8 protein-coding genes and 1 pseudogene are annotated in these 11,174 nt (G+C 39.6%); 6 read left to right on the top strand and 3 right to left on the bottom strand.

Translation table 11 applies throughout. The features are described from left to right. Window positions 1–76 precede the first annotated feature (76 nt). The 3 genes from ACED46_RS20315 to ACED46_RS20305 form a co-directional block, all read right to left on the bottom strand. Entirely contained in the window at window positions 77–529 is a 453-nt protein-coding gene (locus ACED46_RS20315; protein WP_371722291.1) for an Lrp/AsnC family transcriptional regulator, read from the bottom strand. A 72-nt stretch (window positions 530–601) separates the two neighbouring features. Next, the gene (tssM, locus tag ACED46_RS20310; protein WP_371722290.1) at window positions 602–3,994 is read right to left on the bottom strand and encodes a type VI secretion system membrane subunit TssM; all 3,393 of its coding nucleotides are present in this window, start codon (window positions 3,992–3,994) and stop codon (window positions 602–604) included. A 61-nt stretch (window positions 3,995–4,055) separates the two neighbouring features. Continuing rightward, window positions 4,056–5,369, bottom strand: coding sequence for a type VI secretion system ImpA family N-terminal domain-containing protein (locus ACED46_RS20305; RefSeq protein WP_069597144.1), 1,314 nt, complete (start codon window positions 5,367–5,369; stop codon window positions 4,056–4,058). A gap of 684 nt (window positions 5,370–6,053) precedes the next feature. Here ACED46_RS20305 and ACED46_RS20300 point away from each other — a divergent pair. The 6 genes and pseudogenes from ACED46_RS20300 to ACED46_RS20275 form a co-directional block, all read left to right on the top strand. Continuing rightward, window positions 6,054–6,659, top strand: coding sequence for a hypothetical protein (locus ACED46_RS20300; RefSeq protein ID WP_029235224.1), 606 nt, complete (start codon window positions 6,054–6,056; stop codon window positions 6,657–6,659). A 9-nt stretch (window positions 6,660–6,668) separates the two neighbouring features. Continuing rightward, window positions 6,669–8,165, top strand: coding sequence for an FHA domain-containing protein (locus ACED46_RS20295; protein WP_371722289.1), 1,497 nt, complete (start codon window positions 6,669–6,671; stop codon window positions 8,163–8,165). Then, a complete protein-coding gene (gene tssJ / locus ACED46_RS20290; RefSeq protein ID WP_371714319.1) occupies window positions 8,158–8,658 on the top strand; it encodes a type VI secretion system lipoprotein TssJ in 501 nt (166 codons plus the stop codon). Before ACED46_RS20295 ends, tssJ begins: the two co-directional genes overlap by 8 nt. Before the next feature lie 11 nt (window positions 8,659–8,669). Continuing rightward, window positions 8,670–9,995 carry a type VI secretion system baseplate subunit TssK gene (gene tssK, locus ACED46_RS20285; protein ID WP_371722288.1) on the top strand — a complete coding sequence of 442 codons (1,326 nt, stop codon included), beginning with the start codon at window positions 8,670–8,672 and terminating at the stop codon, window positions 9,993–9,995. Further along, the gene (gene icmH / locus ACED46_RS20280) at window positions 9,992–10,783 is read left to right on the top strand and encodes a type IVB secretion system protein IcmH/DotU (RefSeq protein WP_017064531.1); all 792 of its coding nucleotides are present in this window, start codon (window positions 9,992–9,994) and stop codon (window positions 10,781–10,783) included. The genes tssK and icmH overlap by 4 nt, the downstream gene beginning before the upstream one ends. Before the next feature lie 148 nt (window positions 10,784–10,931). Further along, a pseudogene (locus tag ACED46_RS20275) lies at window positions 10,932–11,150 on the top strand (PAAR-like domain-containing protein); the annotation flags it as partial. Window positions 11,151–11,174 lie beyond the last annotated feature (24 nt).

The raw sequence follows: 11,174 nt of genomic DNA, 5'->3' as shown, positions 1-11,174 counted from the left end.
GGGATTATCTGCTAACTGCAGGATCGTTCAAGTCTTCTTAAACGATCGGCATTAGCTCATAAGAGCGGCTTTATTTTTAACGACTGATTGGCTGGTGTAGCACTACTGTTGTATTGAGAGAGCGAATGCCATTGAAAGACTCTATCTCATTACATAAATGGTGTATTGATTGCAGATCAGGAGCTTCAATCAAAGAAATAATGTCGTAGGTCCCCCCAACAATGCTTGTAAGTCTGACTTCAGGTAGTTCTTTTAATGCATTACTTACATCATTTTTCTTACCTTTTTCACAAGAAATTAGCAAATAACTGGCCGCTTTTCTCTCGTCATTTTCTACTCTTATTTGTGCCGTATACCCTTTGATAATACCGGTCTTTTCAAGCCTGTTGATGCGTTCAGCGACCGCTGTTCGCGACAAGCCGATGTTGCGAGAAAGATTAGCAATCGATTCTCGCCCATTGGAGAGTAGATTCGAAAGAATTTTACGATCTAGTTTGTCTAAGCCTTGTAAACTAATGTTGGACATCATGTGTTCTGCCTTTTCTGAATTATTATTGTATTTGTATTTGTATTTGTATTTGTATTTGTATTTGTATTTTTACTATATAGCTTCGGGTAGAGTGAAGTTATACAGCTCCGCTAACGTAAACGGGTTTTTCTGAGTCAAAGGAGTGATTCGCAAGCTCAGATCTCTGCCTGCTACTTTTATATCACTCACGAAGCTACCGTTATGGGTATTTGTTAACGTTGAGTCACCAAATAACCGATAGATAGCCCATTGACCATTCTTGCTTAGTACATGTTGTTTACCTTCGTCTGTTACATCTTGAATTGTTATACTGATATTGAAATCTCCATTTTGAGGAGGCCACTCAAGTTCGCGAATTCTGCTGGGACCATGGTAATAGTTGATATTTGAGTCCGCTATTTTTAAGCTTGCTCTGATCGCACTAGAATCAAGATCAAGTACCTTCGCACTAAATGGAAGGTACAAACGGTTTGTACTCTTGTTGATTAGTGTATCTCTGATGACATTGTAATTTCGCAACTGAACAAGCAGTTCTGGTGAGAGAGGCATAATTTCACCTTCTACTTGTTTTGGCGTCCATAGGTTTGTGTCATAAAAAGGAGCGAAATTTTTATCGATAAATGCATCAAGCAAGCCTCCCGATGCGAAAAGCAGCTCAAAGTCTTCGATCGAAATTTCTTCTGTTGCACTTAGATCAAAAGGGTACCTTCCTAAACCTAACTCTTTGAACTTAGAATAGATCTCACTATACCAAAGAGTCTGTATTCCTTTTGATGATTCAGAAATCATCACGGACCAGCTCTGGTTAACTACGTCTAAAAGCCAACTTCTTACTGGCTCAGGAGATTTTTGTGCAATTTGTTTTAAACGAATCAGAGGATCGGCATCCGTACTACTCATCCGGTGTTGTGCTGCAGACAACGCTGCCATTTGAGGGTCCGGTGCGTCTGCTATATCTTTCATATACGTACGAACTCTGCTCAGTGCAGTTATCGTTTCATCCCATGGTGTAGGGGAGTTTGGGGTTTCGTTAATTTGCAATTGATTCAAGATGTGGAAAGCTTGTTCAACTCTTTTCATTAATAAGTAGTCAGGCTTTACAACTTCTTCAACGAGTTCTGGTGCTGCTTTTACGGCACCCGCAAGTTTAGGGTTAACTTGAGCCATTAATGCTCCTTGTTGACCGATCGGTGAAAACTGCGTGTTTGTATAAACTTGTTTTAGAACCGTTGTCATCGGAGAAGATGGGCCAGAGATCAGATCAATGGCGTTAGTAATCTCCCCTATATTGTTATAACGCTTTACTTTTAGTTCGCTTAAAGCATTTCGCCAATAACTGATGTAGTCATCCGTATATTTTTTTCTTACTTGCTTCTTGAATGTCTCTTGTTCTTTGTCTGTTGGGATTACGTGGTTTGACAAACCCAATACCCAGTTGTCGGTGATGACTTGTTGCGACATTAAATCGACGCGAGGGCGGTAAAACGTACTGAAGCCTGTAGATGTGTAAACTTTATCGATTTCTAATCGTTGAGGATCCAAGTTGTCGTTGAAGACATTATTAAAGTCGAAACCGACTGCTCGCTGTAAATTCAAAGTGCCTAAATCAATGTCACCTGCTTGTTGTAACAAGCTGGCGTACACAAGATCTACATTTGAACTAGAGAGTAGAGAACGTCTTGTCGCACGCACCATATTCATGTTGATCGATACAGGTTCAAAATCAGTGCGGAAATATGCGTCCAAATATTTCATCACTGTCGTGATCGTGTCTGGTTGATCACTGAGTTTTTGGAGCGTTGACATCGTTTGCTGACGTAGAAATTTTATCTCGCGTTTTGTAGGATCATTCAACATTAAGTAACCTTTTAGTAAAGGCAGTGCATTATTAACGTTGTCTTGATTTTGTGTTAGTTGCAAACGATAACCTTGCTCAATTACTGGCATTAAGTGGTTTCTAATCTGCATTATGAGGGCGTTATAAGCGATTTTCGTACTTTCATCGAGACGACTTACATTCATATTCATAAGTTCATTATCTAGCGCTTGTGAGCCACTAAGCCATGCTTGATAAGATGGTTGTACAGTTTGGATCGCACTTGAAAGAGAACTTTCAAAAGAATTGCCTTTTGGGTAAGACGATTGTGAATCATCTATACCAATAAGCTGACTAATCACTCTCAGGTTGTCATCTAAAGTCGTTGAAAACAGGTAAGCACCACTACCTAGTAAAATAATGGAAGCTGCAACGGCTAGACGGCTCTGCCTCTGGATCATCCTAAGGTAAGTCTTGTTTTCACCTGCGAAATCAGATTCAGGCAGGATCTGAGAGTCCATTAAGAAACGCGTAAAATAGGGCGTTTCTGTTAACTGAGTATGTTCCGACGCAATGATCGGCAAGTTAAAGTAGTTGCTGCAACTCTTAGCTAATAGGTTGTATTTTCTACCACCTTGGATATTCGATATAAAAAACACTTCACGGATATCAAGAGAATAAGACCCAGTATTGAGTTCTGAAAGTCGTTCTATCACAGAAGCAATTTCAGACTGACACAATTCGAATTGTTTAGGGAATGCTAATATGGCTTGCTTCTCGTTAACGTCATTAGAGTGAGACGACGAATCTAACGCATTGCTCTCCATTACTTTTACTAAATTACGGAAGCTATCATGGTAGTACTCAACAAATACACCTTTAGCTTCCTTTAATGGAATTGATAGAAATTCAACCGAGGTCTTTAAAGAACTAAAGTGTATGTATTCCTTAAAGCCTTCTAGTTTATCGAGTTTAGACATCATTAGATAAAGAGGAATTGCCGATGATGTTTTGTCACTTACTGACTCTAATCGATGATTCAGAGCAGTTAATGTATAGTCAATTTGCTCTGATTCAGAAACGATTAAAAATTCAAAATCGATAAAGAAAAGACAACCTGAAAATGGCTTTCTAGGCTTGTGTTTAATGACCTCATCTACAAATGTGTTCCACAGAGCGCTATCGTTACTTGATACTTCTTGAAACAATAGGCGTTGATCCGGTTTGATATACACGGCGGAGTCTGACTCATACCATTCGAAAAAATCATTCTTTGCAGTACGAGTCTGATCCATTGGCTTGATTGCACTGGAGTTAAGTAGAAACTGAGTTCGACCCGCGTATTTATTGCCAATCATTAAATAGATTGGCTTTTTATTGGAACCAGAAAGAAGCGGACGGATGACCATGGCTAATGCTTCTTCTTCTGTTTCCAGCTTTAGGGCTTTAGTGTTGTTTTTCTTTTTTAGCCACAACGTTACCTGAAACAACGAATAGAAAATTGTTATAGCACCTAAAGCAATCCATAGGTAAAACTTGTCTGTTATATCTAGCCAAAGGATATAGATTGCAGCGATCGTAGCAGCAAGAAAGAGGAAAATGGCCGTTGATATAACAACAGGGTTCCTCATTAGTTTGTGTTTTAACATAAGCCTATTTCGTTGTTTTGAGTTTGTTGTAATACCGAGTCTTAAGACGGTTTTATGAGTTTTACGGTTTATTTGCTGACAGATCTGATTCTAAGGTTTTTATTTTGTGTAAATAGACGTTCAGTATCCGAAGAGATTTCTGTAGTTCTTTTTGTTGTTGTTCTTTTTCTGCATATTCAATGCGGCCAATCAATGGAAAAAGAGAGTTACTGTACTCATAAGCTCGTGCAGTCTTTTGACTTTCACTTCCTCTAATTGCATTCGCAAATACAGACCTGGCGTTAGAAAAGCGTCGGTGAAGTTGGGCGTAATCTGTGTTTAACTTTTCTTGTTCATTGGTGAACTCTTGGCGTAATCGTAGAATAGAAGACGAGTCCGGATACAGCTTGGTCAAATCAAGCGTCAATCGGTCTAAAATATCGATCTGATACACTTTGATTGGATCGGCAACCCAACCTTTCATTAGTGTGTCTAATTGGTTTACGACATTAGGTCTAACATCTTGAGAAATAGGAGCATATTCATATCTTAATGAATGTGCTATTTCATTAAGTTGTGAGATATCAGATGTGATGATTTGTTTAGTCAGATCTTTTAGTTGGTATTGCTTATAAAAGAAGTGAGAGGACAATGCTAAAGCAAGAAATCCGGCTAACAGGTAGACGACTAAATAATTAGAGGGTGTTTTATCGTCGACTTTCGATGTTGTTGCAGATTGCTTATTTGACACATCAATTTTAATGGTTGATGGTTGAGCCACTGGTGTTGGTTGTTTATTTTCTTCTGGAGCTCGGTACTTTCGTTGATTCTCTGCTTCGCGCAGGTTTGCTTCGGTCTCTTTATGTTCATCAACCCATTGCTTTAAGATTCGACGTACCCCACCTAATGAAGGTGCTTTTATACCGTAATGTAGTCTTAGTTCTTCTTCAATTCTCATACATAAGCGATGGCAAGTTTCGATCAGCAGTACGTCGTCGGGGTTTGTTTTAATCGACTTTATTCGTTTTTCTGTGTGTTCAACCATCCAGTCTATCGCCCCAATCCTTGCGTTTGATTTTGTAACTTCTGGATATGCGGTAAACCAATAAACGACACATAAGTCCAGAATAGAACTGAGTCCTTCAGCTAAACCTTTTAAGCCATCATTATGTGTTGCTGCGACAGTAAAGTAGCAACTACAACGGAAATCTTTGCTGTTTTTCGAAAGTATCGTTTTTGAAAGAGACTGAACCTTTTTCCAAGAGACTCTCCCTGTCACCTTATTAAGGTTATTAATTTGACGTTTTATCTCTGTAAAATCATCTAATGCGTTTGGGTTAGTTCCGCTAGGCTTTTCTTCGTCAATAGGCCGTCTTGTGAAATCTGAGGAGAACATAATCTTGATATCCAACTGTATATAACGAAATCGAAATTTAGCGATAACTAATAAATTTAGCCTCGCTTGTTTTTTTATTTATATTTTTCAAGGATTCTATAGTCAAACAGAATAATTTGAATGTTAAAAGATTTGAAAAGTTCTTAATTTCAGCACTATGTGACGTTATTCACAAAAAGATCAAAAAATGTAACAATTTACGACTGGGCTTTATAAAATTTCAGTGATAAAAGTCACATTTATGGTCTTTTGGGGGGGTAATATGAATCTAACTATTCCTGCGTGTGGTGCTTTATTGATTAGCAATTACTCATTGTCAATGATTGCATAAATATTAACTAACACTAAATTAGAAAAATGCTGTAAATGATTATGCTATAGGTTAAAGATAAAAAAGTGGCATGTTAGGTTTTTTGAATTTTGTAAATGCTAATTTTCTTGTATTGAACAACCTTCTTTCTTTGGATGGTTGTTGGTCGTTTGATTTTTCAATTATTGATAGTTTTGATTTTATAAATGAATTTTATTTGTAATTATTCGTAATGCATTTTCTTGTAGATATATCGTTTTTTTTGCTAGTTATAATGTCGTAAATGGCGGGTGTGACCGTCTCCTTATTGTAAAAGACATAATACTTGCTATCTTGCGCATCTAGTTAATATATGGATGAACTCAGAGGGAAGCATGCGAAACCTAAGTCAAATCGGTCTAATATCCACAATGTGTCTTTTTTCGTCCATCGCAATCGCGAAGGGTGAAAGATATGGTGGTTCAGTAAATATGCTGAGCATAGACACTATAGAATATGAAGAAGGACCGAGTGGCCAAGTAGATGCTCTGCGTTACGGGTTCGTCCATACACGTCCAATTGATGAAAGTAACAACCGATGGCGTTGGTGGCTAGGTTTTAATTATTTGGCTGAAGACGACATCGAAGCTCCAAAGAATGGCGTTTATAACGAGGTAACCAATTACGAATTTCGTATTGTGCCTCAGTATGCTTTAGGTAGCTGGTCGGTGTTCACACCTTATATAGGTGCAGGCTTGTCTTTAGGTTACTCGCAATACTCAAACCGTTGGAAAGTTGACGACCAAGGCTTTCGTTACGGCGAACAACTTGAAGATATCGATCAATTTGAAGCTGGCGCTGTTGTGACTTTTGGTAGTGTGATCAAGTTAGGAAGTAACCCAGACGCTCATTTACAAATAATCCCGCAAGCTTCATACATCTTACCTTTTTATAACGAAGGTCTAGGTGGTGTCGAGTTTAGTGTTTCTCTTCTGTTTTAAAGGCTATTCATGCGTATAAATCAATTGGTTTTGGTGATCTCGAAGTGCCCTGAAGAATATGTTGGAGCTAAAAGTATCGAGATGCCTGAAGAAGGTGGATCTCTAGGGCGAGAAGCAGGTTGTACAGTGACTTTAACGGATCACAACCGATTCATATCTGGTACGCACTGTCTATTGAGTATATATGGAGACACTTATTACATTAGTGATGTGAGTACAAATGGCACATTGGTTAATGGTAATAAGATCCTAAAGAATCAACCAGTTTCGTTGTGCGATGGTGACAGAGTTTCTCTCGGACAATATGAAGTGAGTATTTCTCTTGAGTTGGTAACGACTTCATACGACATAGCTTCTGAAATAGCGCCAGAAAGAGATTCAACAGACCCTTTAATGAACTTGGAAGAGTCCGTTGTTGAAGAAGAGACTGAGGCAGGCACGCTAGAAGATCTCTTTATGGAAACGAAACCTGATGGTGTTGAGACCCATGATCCCGTCGAACACTTAAAATTCTCAATGCAAAGAGATGATGACTATCTTGTTAGAGACGAAAGCAACGATAAAAACCTTACGAAGTCATCGACAGAACATCAAAGGCAAGTCGTTGATGACAGTCTGAGTATCCATTCTGAGTTTGACCTTCCTAGTCTGATTCCTGAAGATTGGATGGGGATGGAAGAAGAACAGCAGGCGAGCCTGAAAGCTAAAGATGTCGCCGATGATCAAGCTAAGATATCGAACCGTTTGAAACCAGCAAGCGTTGAAGGTTCAGATCTTAAGTCAGATACACCTAACGGCAGTTCAGGGACTCTCAAAAATAAACTACCAGAAGTGCCACCTGTCACTATTATACCTCATTCTACAAACATACAGAGCCATAAATGGGAAGAGGTGACACAAGAATTTGCCTCTCATACCGAACCACAAGAGCAGCCTGTTGAAAGTGAGAGTAGAACTCAGAATAATATCGCATTGAGTGAAACTTCTTACGAACATGAAAATGTAACACATGCATTCTTTGAAGGACTGGGCGTTGATTTAGAATCTGACACGAAACATGACGCTCTATTTTTTAAACAAATGGGCGCTTGTTTACGATTGTGTATCGATAATTTGTACAAAGATTTACAGAGTGTTGAAGAGCTTACTGACGAAAGTTCATTTGCCCACAATGATCTTAGCCTAACTACATTGATGTTAACGCTCAATAGTCAAAATCTATTGGCTCCAAATGAGCTAATTGAACAGATACTGGATGAACTTAGCGAGCACGATACCTTATATGCGAAGGCAATTAACGATTTGGTATTGGAGCAACTAAAAGCGAATGATCCTCAGCAGTTTGCAAACACTTTAAGCCAAGAGACACGCTTCCTTAGTAAATCAAAGTTGTGGAAAAAGTACAGTGAACATTATGAGCAAAGTACTAGACAATTCAATGAGTCAACTTTTAAAGCGTTGATGAAAGACAGATACAATAAGGTTGCAAAAGCTGATCATGCGTAAACTTATAATCCCCATTACCTTGTTTCTATTATCAGGTTGTTCTATGTGGGAGCAGTTCAAAGAGTCCTCAGGGATTACTCCAGACACTTCTTCGATTGAACTTGTTATCGAAGCTTCAGAACACCTCAATGTTCGTGACCAAGGTCAATCGTCCCCAGTTATTCTGAGAGTTCACGAACTAACGTCTCCAGTTATGTTCCGTAGTTTGGACTTCTTCGCTTTGTTCGAAAATGATAAGGCCTCCTTGGGGGATGAATACATTAAACGGTACGAATATCAGCTGCAACCAGGAGACAAGTTGCACGAGATTCTAGAGTTAGACCCAACAACTAGAGCATTGGGTTTTTCTGTCGCATTCCGCGATATCAATGGCTCATCTTGGCGGAAGGTCGAAGTGATCGAAGAAAAAAGTGAGTACTTCCTCAGACTAAAACTTGAGGGTAGCGAATTATCTTCGAACAATACTCGTGGTATTGAACAGACGTATTTTTAAGGAACTGACGAATGTCTTTATATAATCCAGTTGTTTGGCAAGATGGTATGTTCATGAAGCCTCAACATTTCCAACAACTAGACCGATCTCAAAGTAAGTTATCTAACATGCTTAGCTCTAATAGCTCTCCATTACATTGGGGAGTAAAAAAAATTGAGATTAATACTGAGCTATTGGCATTAGGAAAAATCGGAATCACACGAGCAGAAGGTATATTACAAGACCGCACGCCATTTGATTTACCGCTTCTTGCTGAACTTCCAGAAGTAAGAGATGTTGACCCATCTATTGCGGATAAAGTGGTGTACTTATGTTGCCCACTACCATCAGAGCGTTCGGAACTCTTTGGAGGTAATGGTGACGGTGCTCGTTATAACATGGAGACCCAAGAAGCCGTCGATGCATGTTATGAATCAGAAGATATGGCAAGTATTGTGGTGGGTAAACTTAACTTCTTCTTAATGTACGACCACGAAGATAAGAGTGCTTATACATCGATACCCATTTTAAAAATTTCCGAAGTGAAGCCCGACGGAAGCATCATTTTGGATGAGAACTATATCCCGACGTGTATTGATATTCATGCTTCTACCGTTTTAAGCAAGTTCGCGACTGAATTCGCGTCAATGCTCAAACATAGAGCAGAATCTATAGTTCAGCGTTTGGGGGTGGTTGACCAACAGGGCGTATCATCTGTTGCTGACTTTATGTTGTTACAAGCCTTAAATCGCTACGAACCGTTGTTCTGGCATTTTGCAAGCGTAGAGGGTGTTCACCCAGAGTCGTTTTACCGAATCCTATTACAAGCTGAGGGTGAATTATCCACATTGTGTTCTGCATCTCGCAGACCACAAGAGTTCACCCAATATAACCATAGCCAACTTACTGATTGTTTATCTCGGACACTTGATAGCGCGAAAATGACACTCAGTGTGATGTCAGAGCAACGCGCAATACCTCTAACATTGAGAGAGCAAAGCTACGGAATTCGAACAGCAGCAATTCCAGACAGTAAAATTGTCGAATCTACGACGTTTATTCTTGCTGTTAAAGCAGACGTACCGCTTGATATTTTACATACACAATTTGTGAGCCAAACTAAGATTGGTTCGATCGACAATATTCGCGATCTAATTAACTTACAATTGCCGGGCATTGAAATGAAACCAATGCCAGTGGTACCTCGAGCGTTGCCTTATCATGCAGGTTATACCTATTTTGAGCTCGATAAAGCGAGTGACGAATGGAATGCATTGAATAACACAGCTGCCATCGCTGTCCATATTGCAGGTGACTTCGCGAACTTGTCACTACAGCTTTGGGCTGTACGCCTATGAGTTACGCCGAAAACGATGTCACAGTAGTACTATTTCAACCAGAGCCAGGCAAGCCAATGGAGGTTATGCCTGCACCTGATTTATCTAGAAATATTGCGGTAAGAGACCTAAATGTTGAGAGTATGGGTGTTAATCCTTTGGTCGATCAGTTTACTTGGTTAATCGCCAGTCTCTCATGCATGTCTTCGATTCCTTGGTTGGACGACCCTGGCCCTTTTAGAGAACAAGTTGCACGAGAAATTCGCAAAGGTGAGCGAAAGCTCAATGAAATGGAGTTGGATCGAGCATCAATATTGGTCATACGCTATTGCTTATGTGCTGCGATAGACGAATCTGTATGTCGACAAGAGTGGGGGGCGAACAGTCATTGGAGTACAAATAGTTTGTTGTCTGAGTTTCATAACGAAACATCGGGTGGCGACAAGTTCTTCACCATCTTAGAGCGCTTAAAAGCTGACCCTCGAAAATATAGACACGTAATAGAATTCCTCTATTTGTTGCTGCAGCTAGGGTTCCAAGGCAAGTATGGTCGAGAAGAGCGTGGCAACGAAAAGCTTTCAGAGATAGGAAATACTATCTATCGCTTAGTTAGAGACGAGCGTTTAGCTGAGCAGGAAAAAGTAACGTTAGTTAACTTAAAGGCGAAGTACTTAAAAAAACCGCTCAAACGGGTTATTTCCCCTAAGTTAATTCTTGGCGTCAGTACTGTCATCTTTGGCGTTATGTATGCTGCGACTTACTTGGTTATTGACCTAAAATTTCAGCAGCTTTTGGATGTGTATCAGTAGCATCAGATTTAATTGTGAGATCTTCTGTCCGTTTTTAAAAATAGACTCGAAGTAACAGTCTCATCCTTCATTTTCACTACGTACTTAGAGAGATTGCAGCAAGCAATCTCTCTTATCATACATCTATTGGAATTTAATTGGATTTACTATGGGCGTAACAGTTTGTGCTAATGGACTCAGCGTAGTTCATCAAGGCTCAGGAGGAGAAGCGAACGCAACACTTCCTGATGTTTGTTTAACAACAGTCGGCAAACCTGTTGTTCCTATCCCTTATGGTAACAATGCAAAGTCCGCCGATTTAGCGGGAGGCACCACTACCGTCTCTATGGATGGCGGCATAGACAGGATCTTAAGAGCTAACTTGTTTATTTAGATAGAAAAAAGGCTTCAT

This window comes from Vibrio sp. 1S139 (assembly GCF_041439475.1).
Lineage (GTDB): Bacteria > Pseudomonadota > Gammaproteobacteria > Enterobacterales > Vibrionaceae > Vibrio > Vibrio crassostreae_C.
This window is presented reverse-complemented; position numbering and strand designations above follow the sequence as displayed.

Excerpts from the sequence above, each read along its gene's own strand:
- ACED46_RS20300 (WP_029235224.1), top strand. The coding sequence starts at position 6,054 with ATGCGAAACCTAAGTCAAATCGGTCTAATATCCACAATGTGTCTTTTT.
- ACED46_RS20305 (WP_069597144.1), bottom strand. The coding sequence starts at position 5,369 with ATGTTCTCCTCAGATTTCACAAGACGGCCTATTGACGAAGAAAAGCCT.
- ACED46_RS20315 (WP_371722291.1), bottom strand. The coding sequence starts at position 529 with ATGATGTCCAACATTAGTTTACAAGGCTTAGACAAACTAGATCGTAAA.
- tssJ (WP_371714319.1), top strand. The coding sequence starts at position 8,158 with ATGCGTAAACTTATAATCCCCATTACCTTGTTTCTATTATCAGGTTGT.
- icmH (WP_017064531.1), top strand. The coding sequence starts at position 9,992 with ATGAGTTACGCCGAAAACGATGTCACAGTAGTACTATTTCAACCAGAG.
- tssM (WP_371722290.1), bottom strand. The coding sequence starts at position 3,994 with ATGTTAAAACACAAACTAATGAGGAACCCTGTTGTTATATCAACGGCC.
- tssK (WP_371722288.1), top strand. The coding sequence starts at position 8,670 with ATGTCTTTATATAATCCAGTTGTTTGGCAAGATGGTATGTTCATGAAG.
- ACED46_RS20295 (WP_371722289.1), top strand. The coding sequence starts at position 6,669 with ATGCGTATAAATCAATTGGTTTTGGTGATCTCGAAGTGCCCTGAAGAA.